The following is a 15391-nucleotide window of genomic DNA, read 5'->3' as shown; positions in this document are numbered from 1 at the left end:
GTTGAAATTCCTCAGAAAAACAATGAAGCGCTTTGGTCCACCACATGTCATCGTGACTGATCTACTGCGGTCTTACGGCGCCGCGATGAAGGTCATCGGCAACGCTCATCGACAAGAAACTGACCGCTGGCTGAACAATCGGGCCGAGAATTCACACCAACCTTTTCGACGACGAGAACGGGCAATGTTGCGCTTCCGACGAACGCGAACCTTGCAGAAATTCGTCGCCATTCATTCGTCAGTTCACAACCATTTCAACCAGGAACGTCACCTTTACTCACGCGCCAATTTCAAGCTCAACCGCGCCGCCGCTCTCACTGAGTGGCGCGGTCTTTGTGCGGCATAAACGGGCAGGGGTACGGGCCTGGCTGAAACGAGTTCGAATTAGTCTGACACCACCAATTCGAGCGACAATAGATAGGTAAGGTTAGTTCCATGGAAAACGACGAACAGACAATTGTCGAACAAGAAGTGGAACTGGTTGCAGAAGCAGTAACCAACCAATTGCTCCGAATCAACGAGTGGCTCTACACCAATATCCTGATACTCGAGTCGCTCTATCAAATTGCAGCTATTTCTGCGACGTTCTTCCTCGCCATGTTGCTTCGTCGCCGCGTAAAACGCATTCTCGAAAGACTCAGCAATGAAAGAACGTTGGGGGCAACGGTACAGCGTCTGATGCGCACAGCCGCAGCGATAGCCATGCCCGTGGCATGGGTTATATTCTTAAGTATTACGATCAGTGTCTTCGATCAGTTCGAACTGCCTATACACTTCCTGCGCCTTGCCAACAGCCTCCTTCTCGCCTTCGTCGTCATTAGCATAGTGTCGATATTCATTCCTTCACCCTATTGGAGCCAAGTATTTTCCTGGGTCGCGTGGTCGGCCGCCGCCCTTAACGCATTAGGTCTGCTGGATATTGTCATCAAATGGCTTCGCGAAACGGGAATTGCTGTAGGCCCCGTAAACATCACGGCTTGGGCTATTGTGAAAGGCCTAATGCTCACGGCAATCCTGATTTGGGGCGCAAATGCACTTACCGGAGCGGTTGAACGCCGTCTGCAGTCAGCGAAAAAAATGAGCTCAGCGCTACGGCTCTTAATAACCAGACTGTTGCGTATGCTATTGCTCATTCTTGCGGTGGTAATTGCGTTAGTTTCAGTTGGGGTCGATCTAACGGTTTTTGCGGTCTTCTCTGGTGCATTAGGTATCGGTGTTGGCTTGGGTCTTCGGCGAACTATCGAGAACCTTCTCGCAAGTTACACACTTCTTGCCGACCAATCCGTGAAGCCGGGTGACGTTATTGAAGTGGTGACAGCCAACGGTCCGACATATGGCGAAGTCAAGAAGATGACCACGAGGTATGTTTCCGTTCGTACACGTGACGGAACCGAGGCGCTCATCCCTAACGAAGTGCTGATTGCAAATACTGTTACCAACTGGTCACACTCAGACAAAACCACAAGACGGCGCATACCGGTCGGTGTCTCATATGACGCAGATATAGAGTTGGCACGTCAATTGTGTATTGATGCAGCAAACGAAGTTCCGCGGGTCCTAAAATTTCCGAAGACAGCATGTTTAATGCGTGGTTTCGGGGATAGCTCAATCAACCTCGAATTGAGATATTGGATTGATGATCCGGAAAATGGCGTCGCCAACGTTGCCAGCGATATATTAGTTCTCATATGGGAAAAATTCAAAGAAAACGGCATCGAAGTTCCGTACCCACAACATGACATACGCATGAGAACGGATGTTCAAATGGAACATTCGCCAAATCAGGCACCAGTGAGCACTGAAGACTGATATAGCGGTGGTATTTGACTAATTCGAACTCGTCTTCTGCAAGGACAGAGAAACTGCCCTTTGTGCCGCGCAACGACCGCGCCACTCAGCCCGAGCAGCAGTGCGGTGTGCTTTGAAATGGGCGCCTACTGCGCTGCTACTGGTGCGCTGACATATCAGCTTTTCAGGCTGCTTCGCCACCGGATATTGGCCGGAAATGACAAGCTTTTGGCACATATTAGAAAGCGCAGGCTTCCACTCTCCCTTAGTTAAATATCAGGAACTACAAATCAATCTGTTCAAGGAGAACACCAATGAAAACTGTTATCGCAATTACACTCGCAATTTTTGCAGGTTCGACCGCCGCTTCCGCCGCTGATGTTCAAGCAGCAAGTCCGGGTGCAATTACAGTTAAGCACTCCATGGCAAATAGTAACAAAGCGACTGAAATCGCCCTACAGCACTGCGCACAACATGGTCGAGCAGCCGTTTTGGTTAGTAAAACTCGCGTAAACTTCTCGTTCAAAACCATGTCCAGCTACAGCTGCCAGTAAAGCTATTTGGGATCTTGTTCCCGAAGCGACAGGAGATAAACCTGTCGGGTGGGGGTTGAGTGATCTGCTGTACTCGGCTGTATTTTAATCAGTGTGCCCCGCATTTCCCCAAGGGCGGGGTTTTTCTTTGTCCACTACTTCTATGGTATGCGCTCAGCAGCTTCCAGCGAGCGTTTAGCATTCCTGTCGCTAAGTACACCGATATCGCTCAAATTCATACGCGCCAGGTTGAGCGAAAAAGCGGGGCCTTCTGCCGCAATCTTTTGTTGGTAGTGGCCGTTCAATTTTACTGACAAAACTACACAAGAGACCTCAGCATAACTAGAGGATTCTCATTTTCTGGAGTATTTGGTAGTTTTGGGCATGCAGAAACCTTTCATCACCCAATCGCTCAATTTTACGGACTTCTTGTGCCAGCCCCTCGAGTTGTGCCGCCAAAGCCAGAAGGGCGGACCGGGCTGTCTCAGGCAATCCGAGGCTGTCATCATCACGAAGGCGACTGACAAGTTCAGCTACCTTTCGAGCCCCCTGCGCGGCGATAACCCCAAACTCGGCGAAGTGGGCGCGGATCGCATTCAGGATCATCGTGCGCTGTCGCATCAGCAGGTCACGAGATCGGTGGAGCACAAGAACACCCTGCTGCTGCTCGGTCTTCACCGGCACGAAGCGCATACTCGGCCGCGTGACAGCCTCGCAGATGGCTTCTGCATCCGCCGCATCGTTCTTTTGTCTTTTGACATACGGCTTTACGCAGGCGGGCGGGATCATCCGCACTTCATGTCCCAGCGCCGTGATTTCCCGCGCCCAATAGTGCGATGAGGCACAGGCCTCCATCCCGATCAGACAGGGTTCCAGTTTCGACAGGAAATTCAGAACAGCGCCACGGCGCAGCTTCTTTTGCAAAACAATCGTACCGTCGGCATCAACGCCGTGAAGTTGAAAAACGGACTTGGCGCCCCTCTCAGCGATTGCGATGCAATCACCTGCCGGTCAACGGATCAATCCCGAGTGTTGTAATCTTCATGTGGATGGCACCTTATCTCTGTTGGTTCCTAAAAGCACCAACATGGCACATTACGATGCCGGTGGGTGGAGCCGTCCACACCATCAGAGGAAACTGACTTGAGTGGGGCCGGGCAAGTAACTAGCCTTGGGCCATGACAAAACGCTCTCCATTCCGCTATTTTAAAACGAGCCCCGAGATTATCCTTCTTGCGGTGATGTTGTACGTCAGATTTCCACTCTCACTTCGAAACGTGGAAGATTTACTCCACGAACGAGGGATCGAGATTAGCCACGAAGGCTGAGTGGCGCGGTCTTTGCGCGGCATAAAGGGCAGTCACACTGGCCTAGCTGAGACGAGTTCGAATTTGTCAGACAGCACCGATTGTGATACTTTTCTTGCAAGATCCAAAGAAATCAATGCATCTAGCGCAAGCCTGAAACGTTGATCACGCGCGGCATGGCGCTTCAGTACATTCACATTCCACTCCAGCACAGTGCTCTCTCGGGACAATACTGCAGTGCCCGAGGCCGAGTTTCCTGTCAAAAAAGAAACTTCCCCGATGAATGAGTTTTGCGGAATCGAAAAACTTCCGTTTCTTTTTTCGATATGAGCCTCACCATCAAGGATGTAGTAAAGCGTGGCGACCTTTGTGCCAGCAGTGGTCAGCTTGAATCCAGCGGGCCTAACGACCCGGCTTGTCGCACGCATCAGTTTTCTGAAATCTCCAGGGGGCAGATTGTTGAAGTGGAGATAAATGTCACGGAATTCCTTGGGGATTGCCCTAGCAGAGCGTCTGTACATCAAACCCAGCAGCCCCAAAGTATTTGCAGTCCCTGTCGCGACGCTTGCCCAGATTGCAGGCCAAAGCGGCGTACTATCGACGATTGCATAATACCAAATATAGAGGACGGTTCCGATAAGTAGCATCGTCCGCAAAACCACTTGATTGATGACCAAATATCCAAAGACGAACATTCCAGCCGCTGCAAAGACCAGATAGTCAGTTAAGAGCAAGTCTTCCATTATACATCCGCACCTGCTGATTTTTCATTACATCATTAGTCAGATGAAAGGCATATCTCAATGCAAACTCTCAAAAAACCGCGCGGGAAGCGCTTTTTGAATACGAAATTTCAGAATAGTTGGCGCTTTTTTCTTTATCTTCAACTGCTTTAGCCCTCATAGTTCAAGCTTGAAAAAGCAGAGGACTGTTCTCGCCAAACTTTGCGGAAAGGAAACTATGAGTCAATTCGCACATCTGAACTGGATAGAAGTGGTCGGTTGGTTAGCCTCATTTCTGACCGTGGCGAGTTACTCTGTCGGCACAATGTTGCCGCTGCGCATATTAGCGATTTTTTCCTCTATTTGCTTCGTGCTGTATTCTTTTACGCTTCATCTATGGCCACTTTTGGCCATGGAGTTGATCTTGCTGCCTATCAATTTTTATCGGTTCTGGCAGGTTCTTTCGTTGCGCGGGAAGGTCGACTTCAAAAGCGCAAAGAGCCAGTTCGATTTCTCTATTATTAAGACATATGGAAAGCGCTTGCGCTTTGCCGAAGGGGAGACTGTATTCAGGAAAGGTGACGGAACCGACTACCTCTACTTCATTGAAACAGGGCGGATCTCCATTGAGGAATTAGGAGTAGAAATGGTGGCTGGCGATATTTTCGGAGAGATTGCATTCTTCACGGATGCTGCCACGCGAACCGCAACTGCAAGCTGTATCGAACAAGCCAAGGTCTACGCTTTGACTGAAAAACAACTGATGCGGTTGCAGTTCGAAGACCCGCGCTTTGGCATGGCGGTCATGCGGACAATTACGCGGCGCTTACAAGATCCCACCCGGAAATTGCCCATTAATTCAAAATATTCCAACCAACCAGTTTCTTAGTTGTATAACTGCCTCTGAAAAGAAGTCCCCAATCCCAATGTGAGTATCGAACGATGTCATTTCAAACTGTCGAACTCATCGGCTTTGCCGCCTCGGCGCTGGTCTTCCTGACATTTTGTATGCAGACCCTTTTGGCGCTTCGGTTGATTGCTGCAGCTTCTAACATCCTCTTTATCATCTATGCAGTTGTCGCTGGATTGACGCCCATTCTTGTTTTGCACGGATTACTGTTTCCGATAAACATTTGGCGCCTACAGCAGCAGCTTATGCTACGGCGCAGGATAGCCAATACGTTCAGCCATCCCCCCGAAATAAACATACTGATGCCGTTCATGACGTTTGAGAAATTTGAGGCCGGGTCCCAAATATTCAGCAAAGGCGATCTAGCGGACCGACTTTATGTCATAATCGACGGCGAAGTCAGAGTTGAAGGCGTTGAGCAAACTATCAAAACAGGCGAGATATTCGGCGAAATCGGCCTGTTTTCGGGCGAAGGACTTCGCACTGGAACTGTGAGCGCAGTCGGGCAAGTTGAAACATCATGGATCAACCGGACGACAGTCATGAAGGTTTTTGAAGACCACCCAGACTTTGCGTTGGCGCTCACCATGCTTATTACGTCGCGCCTAATTGAAAATCAGACAACTCTACACAACCAGCTAAAATCGAATGACAACATAACAGTTCCATCTGTCTCATGAGGGCGCGGGCAAGACATCTGTAATACCTGTCCCCTCAAATTTATTGCTTTATCAGGTGACCTGCCTGAACCGTCATTTCAACGCCCTTGAGATCGAAACTTTGCAGGTCAACGGCTTCGTTCTGTCGGCCAGCCGCATTGAGCGCCGCTTCGCTGATCAAAACCTCGCCAGCCTGTGCGGCATCGGAAAGTCGTGCGGCAACGTTCACATCATAGCCGAACGCGCTAATTTCTTGCAGGTCATTGCCAACCGATGCAACAGTGCCCAGATAGGCGCGTCCTGAGTGCAAGGCGATCCCCACGGGCACGCTCTCGCCCTTAAAGGTCGCATTCTTCAATGTCTCGGTCATTTTAAAAGCGCCTTCGACTGCCTTCTTCACATAATCCTCACCGCTAAAACCAGGAGGCCAAACGCCAATTATTGAATCGCCTTGAAACTGCAGTACAAATCCCTCTGAACGCCAAAGAACCGGAATGATTGTTTCGCGCATAAAAACGATCAATTCTTTAAATTCTTTGGGGGACATGCGAGAGGAAATCTCGACCGAGCCGCGCAAATCACAGAACATGATCGCCAGATCAACCTCTGCACCGCCCGGGAACGCCTTCAAAAATCCATCGCATGCGTTACAGAATAGCGGATTTCGCGACGATGCCTCTAGGCCCATTCGTTTGGTAATCCAGCCACCAAAACCGTTCAATGGCGCGTAACACATCTTGCATCGCGTTCGGCCCGGCAACATGGAATAGCGCCTTTGCTTTTTCGCTAGGACCGGATGTCCGATTTGAAAAACTTGATGCCAAAGCTCTTCGTTTCCTTCTTCACGGGCGAATTCGTCCAACTGTGGAATTGTGCTCATTTTTTAGGATCCTTTGGTGATGCACTCATAATGAGCGACGGTTCTTCAAGCACTCCTGGGCTGTTACAGACTGCGGTCGCAGCCAAGAATGTAGGTCCGGCTTTGACTTTTCGAACTGGCCCCATGCCGCGGTAAAGTACCGAGATTGCCTCCCCTTCCTTAAAGGGCACGTCTTTAGGAATTGTTCGATTTCCGGTTTTTGGATCGCAAAGACGTAGATCAGGGGCCGACACCACAATACCCGCCTCAAGAAGCGGCTTGTCCAACCATAGCGGCGCTTCTGCCAAGCTCATAATGTGATCATAGTCTGGGCCAAACATTGGCACCTCAAACTTGCCAGAGCTCAACGATGCGGTTTGCAAGTTGGTCATATGTGCTTCATCCCCTTCTCCCCAGAGTAGGTAGGTCGCATAGTCGGGTTGCTTAAGATGATGGGAAAACGGGCGATAAGTCACAATGCGCTCAACACGCACATCAATGTTCGCGATAATTGGTTTTAAGCGTTTTTTGTCCCATGGGAAAAAGTGCGGGTCTGCTTCTTCTTCGTCTGTGAAGGCTGGAAGCCCCTGAAAGATGTTCGCCTTGAATGTCGGGCGGCGGCCGGATGGAATCTCCGGGATCATAAACTGGGCAGAATCCGCGTCATCGTTGCAAAGGACAAATGTATCAAGCGGATACATCTCGCGCGCCTCATCGTATGTTGATTTGGCCTCGGGCGGCAGTTCGAGTTTGATAACGAGCTGATACTTGTGCTCTTCGTGATGATATTGGGTCATATGAACCCCAAAAACGTCCTTATCGCCAACCAAAATCAAAGCATGTTGATGAGGGTGGTTTGTGACGAAATTTGATGGCCTCTTTGTAGTCATATTATCCATGTGCGGCATCCTTTCAGAGCATATTTGGGGTGAAAGCGCTAGACTGGGTCCGACAGGCCGTACTTGCGCCGTAAATCTGCTGCTAATTTTTTGGCTTTGTCCTTCAGGGTCTTGGCAAGCATAGGAGTGAGATCACCGTCAGCGGTTGATGTCATGAAGGGGTTTTGCTGGGTCGACGTCAGAAATTTGACATCCATTCCGGGAACCGGATCAACGCCACAACGCGTCGCAAAGTGATCTACGAAATCTTGCCCGTAGGTGCTTGGTCCAAACTGGGAGGATGTCACAAACAGCGGTGCTTTGGGAACGTTATCCCCCCCGAACTCTTGCACCGACAACTCGTTGAAAAGCGCAGCATTTAGCTCGTTCATCAAACCAAGGTCGCGGTTGATACCCTCGCCGGTTTTGAAATTGATAGTATACGCGCAAATTGTCTGATCCGAACCGAGGCGGGTGAACAATTCCATCATCTCCGAGTCGTGGAAAAGCTTCTCAATTAGGGCATCATTTTTCAATGGGACAATTTGCCGAGCAATATAGTCGCATTGTTGCGCAATCTCGTAACTGTTGCCGCCATCGCGCTCTGCTGGAAGCCTTTGAAATGGCGTCAGCGTAACATCGTCATCCGAGGCGAATTCAGCCAAAAGCGCACAATAGAAACGCTTTGAATTGAACATACATTTTGCCAGTAATCGTCCATAGCCTGATCTATCAGCTGGAATGACAGCATGTGAAAGATAGACAGCGGCGGCGACTGCACCTGGTTTTGAACCTTCAATTCCATAGACGCCGACGCTTGGAACTGTGCCGCCGTGAAATACAACGGGGGCGGTAAAGGCGACAACGTCGCGCATCGCGCCATTTCGATAAACGAGTGACCCCACAGCATAGGGGATGAAACCGGCCTTATGCGGATCGACTGTGATCGTATCGCATCGCGCGAAGGCTTCATATTGTTTGGTTACATAGCCTCCCATCATCATCCCGGGCGACATCCCAAGGTCGTGGGCAAAAAATGTATCGTCTAATTCAGGTAGCTCCTGCGCACCGCGATGCCCTTCCTGAACGCCGAGGTGCCGCGACATAAGTCGCGCCTCCTCATCGCTGCCTTCGAGGTCTCGAGACGCGATATCAATCTCAAGTTTGGAAGGGCGCAACATGGATGCAAAGTAGCCCCCCCAAGCCGCATCTGCATGGAGCGAGAACTCAAGTCCCAGTTGCCGGTATTCGTCACGAATATCCGCAATATCAGCGAGCGGATCCACCGCGCTTTCTTCAGTTGTTCCCATGACGGCAACGACCTGAAGAACGGGTCGTTTCTCGGCAAGGCAACGATCAAGTTGGCGTCGCAGATCGACCGTGTCCATCCGCCCGTCAAGATCCACACGAACATGCCGCACACTGGACCGACCAAGGCCAACAAGCGATGCACCTTTAGGCCAGGAGTAGTGCGCCGTTGCAGGCGCCAAAATAACCGGAGCAGGGACGTCTGGCAAATAGCGGCGCGAAAAATCAATCATACCGAGATCAGCGATTGTCCGCCCTGCTAAGCTGGCTGCAAGCGCATCGGCATCTATCCCAGCCGAAGCGGTCACACGCACCAACAAGCCAATTGCTTCATCAATAGGCAGGTTCAGAAGCTCCCAACTCGTCAAATCAATCAAAGTCTTGCGTTTGCCGTCGAGCGTCAGAACCGTGACGTTACGCGCATCCGAAAGCGCTGCATCGTGTCGAATGGCATCAACCAACGCCAGAGGCAAATATTTCAGGTTGCGCACAGCCCAGATAGACTCTGCATTTGCGACCGAACCGTCGCAGGTAAGATGCCCCCAAGGTCGCGGCAAATCGCTCTCGGTTTCAGGGTCTCTGTAGCCCAACATGCGGCAAATATCGTCACAGACGGCCATCTCAAGCAGCGTTGTGACCGGAGAGGCCTCCGTCGCGACGTTGTTCTGATTATAGAGCAATCCTGCCATATATCCAACGAGCGACGGAAGCGTGGTGTCCCAGTACATGTGGGACTGATTGCGATAGCTGGAAAGCGGAATGGAGGATCGCAGATGTGCCAAAACTTCGGAAAGTCTCTCCTCCATTAAGTCTGTCGATCGCCGGTAAGCAGGGTTTTCATCACTGAAAACGGCAAGGGGCGCCATATGTGGGTCTTCGGGTTGATACGTTCGGCGCGCCTCGAGATTAGCTTTGATTGCCTGGTCTAACAATTTGCGAAATACCGCTTCGTTTTCGCCTTTCGGGCCCAAGAACCAAGCTGCCGGGGTGCCGACTGATACTGGCTTGTTTAGGCTGAGCTTGTCGGGATGACGCCGACGAAAGGCATCTATTGACTGGTGCAAGTTTTTGCTACGATGTTGGTTCGTCAAATGTGCATCTCCTTGGGCATGTGTTATTTTGTCAAATATTGCTCTGGGTAAATACGATCACCTTGTTGCGTCGGAGTCATAATTATGAATCCGCGGCTCGCGTAAGGGTTCAGCAGGCACAAACCCAAGAAATGTTCCGTAGAAAGACAGCTCCTTTTCAACCGCGTCGACAATCGAAGATGCCCGACCGAACCCGTGCCCCTCACCATCATAAAACTCAAATGCGTGCGGCAACTTTCGTGCGTTCAACTCGTCAATCAGAACATGTGCCTGTTGCGGTGGAACAACCGGATCTTCGGTGCCTTGGAAAAGAATAATGGGGCAATCGATCTGTCCCACGTGGAATAGCGGCGAGCGCGCGCGGAAAAGCTTTGAGGCCATAGGGTAGGGCCCCAGTAATAATTCTGCGTAGCGCGCCTCAAGTTTGTCTGTGACCTTTGCGATCATCTCAAGATTTGAAATACCATAATAGCTGGCTGCCGCTCCCAGTTGATCCGTAAATGTCGCGAGTGCCAGAGTGGTAAAACCGCCAGATGATCCTCCGCGCGACACAACCCTGTAAGGATCAACATGGCCGCCCTGAACAAGGGCTTTCACCGCGCCTACACAGTCCTCGACGTCGACCTTCCCCCAAGCGCCATACATAGCCCGTCTAAAGGCTCTGCCAAATCCTGTGCTTCCCCGATAATTAACATCCACCACTGCGAACCCGCGCGAAGTGAAGAATGGGATTGTCATGTCAAGCCCAGCACTTGCAGGAGCTGTGGGCCCTCCGTGAATAAGGATCATCAGCGGAGGCTTTTCTCCTTCGGGGGCTTTGAAATTGGGGTTCTTGGGCGCATAGTAAAAGGCATGGGCCTGCGCTTCGCCATCTGGACCGCTGGGAAATGTGATCGTCTGCGGTTCTGCGATACAGGCGCGCACTTCGTCTTTTATCGGCGGCGCTGTGGGTCGGATTAGCTCGAATGCGTTGGTCTCTAGATCCATCCGATAGATCGCGGAGGGCTTGGTAAATGACCCTGCAAGAAATACGGCATATCCATTGGACACATACAAATGCTGGATCGAAGAAAACTCAGTTTCGATCGCGTTTACAGCGCCGGATGCCACGTCCACGCTGACAAGCGACCAAGTACCGTTTCGTGTGACACATGCGATAATTCTGTCCGGTGACGCGAACCCAAACGAGGTCCCTCCCAACCTCCATGCAGGCGCCGCAAATTCTCCTGTTTCGCGGGTTACAGGTTTAAGGGTATCCCCTTCGACTTTACAAATGTTTGCCCAATAATCCCCGTCAATTTTCACACGGTCTGATATGACATATAGATGTCCATCGAGCGACCAAACCGGATTTACGATCGCTTCGTCAGAAAAACGCATAAGATCGGCAAGGACGGGGTTTGACAGTTGGTCGATATGTTCTGCTGGCGCACCAGCAATCATGCGGGGATCGCGGGGGGCTCCAGATGGATCAATTTGAGTGACCCAAAGCTGCGTTCCCTCCCATGGCATGGAAGGGTAATTCCAAGTGATCCAGCAAAGCTGCGTACCATCCGGTGAAAGTCTGGGGCTGGAATAAAAGTCGCCCCCTTGCGCGATAATCCTCGGCGGCCGCTCCCCTGCTAGATCCAATGCAACGAGTGATTGCGTGGGCTGCCCGTTTGTAATTACGCTTGTCTCTTCCATTACAGCGTAGACAACGCCATGCGCAGGATCGAGTTCGAAGTCCGCGTATGTTGCTGCGACAGGGGGTGTAATAGGTTTGGGAAGCTTGCCCTCAACGCACAGATGAACCCTTTGATCACGTGTTTTGGGAAAAGCATCGGCCTGATATTGAGTGAAGGCCAACACCCCGTCCTTTACACCAAGCGCCCCACCTCCATATGAGTTGACAGTCGTACGGGCGCTAAACCAACGCGAGGTTGCGTCCTCAACACCTGTGGTGGGCGTCCAGCGCATTATGGCACTACGGCCCGCTTCGTCTGGCCTGCTCTCGACCCAAAAGATCGCATCACCGTCTAGGCAAATCTTTTCAACTTTCCGGGTGCCCTCAGCAAGTGATGCAGGGGCGAGCGGCGACAACCACTCACCATATCCGCGTATCTCAACTTGTTCTATAAAATCCGCCATTTAGCCCCCTGATGACAACATACTAGATTGGAAGATGAACCCACGGCAACTTTTTTGTCGGCTCTTAGGGAAAGAAGCAGCAATGAGGCACTGTCAGAAGAAACTGACTTGAACATGGTAGGACGGTTTCGTAGCGTTTGCGGATGACAAAATCTTCGCCATTTCGCTACTTCAAGACGTCTCCTGAAATCATCCGCCTGGCAGTTATGATGTATGCTCGGGTCCCGCTGTCGCTCCGCAATGTGGAGGATTGGCGGTGTCAGAGGAAACAAGGGGGTAGTGTCAGATTAAATTCGCTTGAGACGGGCAGGGCGCTGATCTAGCATCTACGGATGGCAAAACGCTCCCCATTTCGCTATTTCAAGACCAGCCCAGAAATCATTCGCCTGGCGGTGATGATGTACGTCCGGTTTCCTCTTTCACTGCGCAATGTAGAGGATCTTTTGCACGAGAGAGGCGTCGATGTTAGCTACGAAACTGTCCGGTTTTGGTGGAACCGCTTTGGCCCAATCTTCGCTTCGGAAATCCGTCGTAAACGGATTCAACAACTGCGGGCGTATTCGAACTGGCAATGGCATCTGGATGAAATGTTCGTAAAAATCAACGGTGAACGTCACTATTTATGGCGCGCGGTTGATCACGAAGGTGAGGTGCTTGAAAGCTATGTCACTAAGCGCCGTGATCGCAAAGCGGCATTGAAATTCCTCAGAAAAGTGATGAAGCGCTTTGGTCCACCACATGTCATCGTGACCGATCGCCTTCGGTCTTACGGCGCGGCGATGAAAGAAATTGGCAATGCGCAGAGACAGGGTTTCGGGCGCTGGAAAAACAATCGAGCGGAGAATTCTCATCTACCGTTTCGACGACGAGAACGCGCCATGCACCGCTTTCGCCGAATGGGAAGTTTACAGAAATTTGTCTCCGTCCACGCATCTGTTTTCAACCACTTGAATCAGGATCGCAGCCTTTCCCAAAGAGTTCATTTTAAGCGCTCACGAACCGCCGCTCTTGCCGAGTGGCGCGGCCTTTGCGCGGCATAAAGGACAGCACTACTGGCCTAGTAGAGACGAGTTCGAATTAGTCTGACACCACCCAAATTTGACTTACCTCACTGTTTTACGGTCTAGTGGCCCCATTTCAGTACCAGCGGATCTAGAGGCCTTAATAGGTCGATAAGCCGACTACGGATGGCCGGATGCATCGATGGGATCGGGTGGCGACAGAACTCTGACGCGATTACGCCTCCCTCAACCATTGCCGCCTTGCAGCTTTGCCAACCGCATTGACGGTTCTCGTGATTGATTGCCATGGCAACGCGGCCATAGGCCTCGGTCGATGCGGTGACATTACCAGCCTGAAACAGCGTGATCACCGGTTTGACCTGATCTACGATCATTCCGCTAGTCATCGACCCCGTTGCGCCTGCGTCTAGATCGGCCAACAGAGTGATCGCTTCTTCGCCGTCAAACGGCGCCTCGATAGCATCTCCGCCTTCGGAAATCAGAGCACGTAGCTTGTTTGCGGCGCGTGGGCATTCGATCTTGAATAGTTTCACCATCTCGATCTCGCGCGCCATGCTCACCAGCAGGGGCACAGATAAGTCTACACCAGACAAGGGCGCATCCTGCACCATGATCGGAATGCCGACTTTTCCCACCTCGGCAAACTGCTCGAAGGTCTGCTCGGGCGTGCCCTTAAGTAGTGCACCGTGATACGGCGGCATCATCATCACGATGTCCGCACCGATATCCTTGGCAAACCGCGCGCGTTCAATTGCGATTTGAGTGGCGTAGTGGCTAATCGTGATGATCACAGGCACTCGGCCTGCGACATGCTCGAGACACAGGCGCGAGAGCGTTTCGCGCTCTGCATCCGAAAGCAGGAATTGCTCCGAGAAGTTCGCGAGGATACAGATTCCGTCTGCCCCCTGATCAATCAAACAGTCAAGGACGCGTTTCATGCCCTCGAGATCGAGGGTGCCATTGCCGTTGAACGGCGTTGGCGCGACTGGCCAGATACCTGTCCAGCTCATTCCGTGATCTCGAAATGCTTGAGGTGCTTGGCGGAAATGGAAATACCAAGTCCCGGCTTTTCGTCATCTAGTTGTAGGAACCCATCGACCGCCACGGGATCACCATCGAAGATATAATAGAACAACTCGTTGCCGACCTCGACGTCAAACGCCGGAAAATATTCGCTGATCGGGCAGTTCGTGTTGGCCATGGTTAAGTGATAGTTGTGCATTTGGCCTGCATGAGGAATCACTGGGATCTGCGCGGCCTCAGCGATGGCGTTGATCTTTTGGGCCGCGGTGATGCCGCCGACACGGTTGGTGTCGTATTGCAAAACACTAACCGCTTTTTTCTCAATCAAGTCCTTGCAGCCGATGATCGAGAACTCGTGCTCACCGCCGGAAATGGGTACGATATTCATCGCATTCAACTCGGCATAACCCGCAACGTCATCCGCGATCACTGGTTCTTCCAGCCAGCGCGGTTCGTACTTCGCGAGCTTCGGCAGCATCCGCTTGGCATAGTCCAGATTCCAGCCCATGTAGCATTCGAGCATGAGATCGTTATCATATCCGATGACCTCACGCAGCGCTTCCACGCGTTTTAAGTTCTCGCGCATCCCCGCCATTCCGTCCTTAGGACCGTAGCCAAAGCGTGACTTATAGGCGGTATAGCCATTCTTCATGGCCTCTTCGGCCTCGGCCTGCATGGTGGCGATCGGACCAGCGTAGAGCTTGGAATAATAGACTGGAATCTTTTCCTTGGTGCGCCCACCCAGCAGCTTGAACACGGGTTTTCCCACCAGTTTGCCCATCAGATCCCAGATTGCGATATCGATTGCAGAGATCGCGGTCATGCCGATACCCTTGCGCCCCCACGCATGGGTGCGACGATACATTTTTTCCCAGATATAGGCGTAATCAAATGGATCCTCGCCAATCACCAGTGGCGTATACCAGTCGTCGATTGCCTTCTTCACCACGGACGGTGCAAGGGCGGCATTGCCGATGCCGATGGTGCCGTCGTCGGTCTCGATTTCAACCGTCAGCCACTGGTGAAACCGGAAGGACGCCATAGCGTCGCCCTTGATCCAGAGCGCATCTGAGGCGTTGGTGCAAAAATTGCCCGACGGCGGTACCGTAGGCCCGGTCCAGTTCCAAACGCGCGTACGTACGGATTTAATTTTCGTCATAC

Annotated in this window: 14 protein-coding genes and 1 pseudogene; 7 read left to right on the top strand and 8 right to left on the bottom strand. The window is 51.7% G+C overall.

The window, feature by feature from the left end:
* The 3 genes from AB9F29_RS18520 to AB9F29_RS18510 all read left to right on the top strand — a co-directional run.
* On the top strand, positions 1 to 346 hold a 346-nt coding region (locus tag AB9F29_RS18520; protein WP_369756752.1), incomplete at its 5' end, for a DDE-type integrase/transposase/recombinase.
* Positions 347 to 435: 89 nt separating this feature from the next.
* A complete protein-coding gene (locus AB9F29_RS18515; protein WP_369756751.1) occupies positions 436 to 1809 on the top strand; it encodes a mechanosensitive ion channel family protein in 1374 nt (457 codons plus the stop codon).
* Positions 1810 to 2102: 293 nt separating this feature from the next.
* On the top strand, positions 2103 to 2342 hold the full coding sequence (locus AB9F29_RS18510; RefSeq protein ID WP_369756750.1) for a hypothetical protein: 240 nt from the start codon (positions 2103 to 2105) through the stop codon (positions 2340 to 2342).
* A gap of 321 nt (positions 2343 to 2663) precedes the next feature.
* Here the strand turns inward: AB9F29_RS18510 and AB9F29_RS18505 are convergent, their stop codons facing one another.
* On the bottom strand, positions 2664 to 3311 hold the full coding sequence (locus AB9F29_RS18505; RefSeq protein ID WP_369756754.1) for an IS110 family transposase: 648 nt from the start codon (positions 3309 to 3311) through the stop codon (positions 2664 to 2666).
* A 188-nt stretch (positions 3312 to 3499) separates the two neighbouring features.
* Between AB9F29_RS18505 and AB9F29_RS18500 the strand changes: the two are divergent.
* Positions 3500 to 3643: pseudogene (locus tag AB9F29_RS18500) on the top strand (IS6 family transposase); the annotation flags it as partial.
* A gap of 38 nt (positions 3644 to 3681) precedes the next feature.
* Here the strand turns inward: AB9F29_RS18500 and AB9F29_RS18495 are convergent.
* Positions 3682 to 4371: a cyclic nucleotide-binding domain-containing protein gene (locus tag AB9F29_RS18495; RefSeq protein WP_369756749.1), complete on the bottom strand. Its 690-nt coding sequence runs from the start codon at positions 4369 to 4371 to the stop codon at positions 3682 to 3684.
* 217 nt (positions 4372 to 4588) lie between these two features.
* On the opposite strand from AB9F29_RS18495, the gene AB9F29_RS18490 reads away from it, so the two are divergent.
* Both AB9F29_RS18490 and AB9F29_RS18485 read left to right on the top strand, forming a co-directional pair.
* Positions 4589 to 5239, top strand: a complete 651-nt coding sequence (locus AB9F29_RS18490; protein WP_369756748.1) for a Crp/Fnr family transcriptional regulator — start codon at positions 4589 to 4591, stop codon at positions 5237 to 5239.
* Between the two features lie 53 nt (positions 5240 to 5292).
* The gene (locus tag AB9F29_RS18485) at positions 5293 to 5940 is read left to right on the top strand and encodes a cyclic nucleotide-binding domain-containing protein (protein ID WP_369756747.1); all 648 of its coding nucleotides are present in this window, start codon (positions 5293 to 5295) and stop codon (positions 5938 to 5940) included.
* Between the two features lie 40 nt (positions 5941 to 5980).
* Here the strand turns inward: AB9F29_RS18485 and AB9F29_RS18480 are convergent, their stop codons facing one another.
* From AB9F29_RS18480 to AB9F29_RS18465, 4 genes are read right to left on the bottom strand one after another with little or no spacing between them, the layout of a single operon-like run.
* Positions 5981 to 6799: an adenylate/guanylate cyclase domain-containing protein gene (locus tag AB9F29_RS18480; RefSeq protein ID WP_335586748.1), complete on the bottom strand. Its 819-nt coding sequence runs from the start codon at positions 6797 to 6799 to the stop codon at positions 5981 to 5983.
* Positions 6796 to 7677, bottom strand: coding sequence for a hypothetical protein (locus AB9F29_RS18475; RefSeq protein ID WP_369756746.1), 882 nt, complete (start codon positions 7675 to 7677; stop codon positions 6796 to 6798). The genes AB9F29_RS18480 and AB9F29_RS18475 overlap by 4 nt, the downstream gene beginning before the upstream one ends.
* 38 nt (positions 7678 to 7715) lie before the next feature.
* Entirely contained in the window at positions 7716 to 10055 is a 2340-nt protein-coding gene (locus AB9F29_RS18470; protein ID WP_369756745.1) for an aspartate aminotransferase family protein, read from the bottom strand.
* A 57-nt stretch (positions 10056 to 10112) separates the two neighbouring features.
* Entirely contained in the window at positions 10113 to 12185 is a 2073-nt protein-coding gene (locus AB9F29_RS18465; RefSeq protein WP_369756744.1) for a prolyl oligopeptidase family serine peptidase, read from the bottom strand.
* A gap of 332 nt (positions 12186 to 12517) precedes the next feature.
* Between AB9F29_RS18465 and AB9F29_RS18460 the strand changes: the two genes are divergently transcribed.
* The gene (locus AB9F29_RS18460) at positions 12518 to 13225 is read left to right on the top strand and encodes an IS6 family transposase (RefSeq protein ID WP_369756743.1); all 708 of its coding nucleotides are present in this window, start codon (positions 12518 to 12520) and stop codon (positions 13223 to 13225) included.
* 83 nt (positions 13226 to 13308) lie between these two features.
* On the opposite strand, the gene AB9F29_RS18455 is transcribed toward AB9F29_RS18460, so the two are convergent.
* Together AB9F29_RS18455 and AB9F29_RS18450 are read right to left on the bottom strand one after the other, a co-directional pair.
* On the bottom strand, positions 13309 to 14217 hold the full coding sequence (locus AB9F29_RS18455; RefSeq protein ID WP_369756742.1) for a dihydrodipicolinate synthase family protein: 909 nt from the start codon (positions 14215 to 14217) through the stop codon (positions 13309 to 13311).
* The gene (locus AB9F29_RS18450) at positions 14214 to 15389 is read right to left on the bottom strand and encodes an L-rhamnonate dehydratase (RefSeq protein ID WP_369756741.1); all 1176 of its coding nucleotides are present in this window, start codon (positions 15387 to 15389) and stop codon (positions 14214 to 14216) included. Before AB9F29_RS18450 ends, AB9F29_RS18455 begins: the two co-directional genes overlap by 4 nt.
* Between the last annotated feature and the right edge of the window lie 2 nt (positions 15390 to 15391).

The sequence above is a fragment of the Falsihalocynthiibacter sp. S25ZX9 genome, from assembly GCF_041205405.1.
GTDB lineage: Bacteria > Pseudomonadota > Alphaproteobacteria > Rhodobacterales > Rhodobacteraceae > Falsihalocynthiibacter > Falsihalocynthiibacter arcticus.
This window is presented reverse-complemented; position numbering and strand designations above follow the sequence as displayed.

What these genes read in the sequence shown, in the direction of transcription:
- AB9F29_RS18490 (WP_369756748.1), top strand. Translation starts at nt 4,589, where the DNA reads ATGAGTCAATTCGCACATCTGAACTGGATAGAAGTGGTCGGTTGGTTA.
- AB9F29_RS18480 (WP_335586748.1), bottom strand. Translation starts at nt 6,799, where the DNA reads ATGAGCACAATTCCACAGTTGGACGAATTCGCCCGTGAAGAAGGAAAC.
- AB9F29_RS18450 (WP_369756741.1), bottom strand. Translation starts at nt 15,389, where the DNA reads ATGACGAAAATTAAATCCGTACGTACGCGCGTTTGGAACTGGACCGGG.
- AB9F29_RS18460 (WP_369756743.1), top strand. Translation starts at nt 12,518, where the DNA reads ATGGCAAAACGCTCCCCATTTCGCTATTTCAAGACCAGCCCAGAAATC.
- AB9F29_RS18495 (WP_369756749.1), bottom strand. Translation starts at nt 4,371, where the DNA reads ATGGAAGACTTGCTCTTAACTGACTATCTGGTCTTTGCAGCGGCTGGA.
- AB9F29_RS18455 (WP_369756742.1), bottom strand. Translation starts at nt 14,217, where the DNA reads ATGAGCTGGACAGGTATCTGGCCAGTCGCGCCAACGCCGTTCAACGGC.
- AB9F29_RS18475 (WP_369756746.1), bottom strand. Translation starts at nt 7,677, where the DNA reads ATGGATAATATGACTACAAAGAGGCCATCAAATTTCGTCACAAACCAC.
- AB9F29_RS18515 (WP_369756751.1), top strand. Translation starts at nt 436, where the DNA reads ATGGAAAACGACGAACAGACAATTGTCGAACAAGAAGTGGAACTGGTT.
- AB9F29_RS18485 (WP_369756747.1), top strand. Translation starts at nt 5,293, where the DNA reads ATGTCATTTCAAACTGTCGAACTCATCGGCTTTGCCGCCTCGGCGCTG.
- AB9F29_RS18510 (WP_369756750.1), top strand. Translation starts at nt 2,103, where the DNA reads ATGAAAACTGTTATCGCAATTACACTCGCAATTTTTGCAGGTTCGACC.
- AB9F29_RS18465 (WP_369756744.1), bottom strand. Translation starts at nt 12,185, where the DNA reads ATGGCGGATTTTATAGAACAAGTTGAGATACGCGGATATGGTGAGTGG.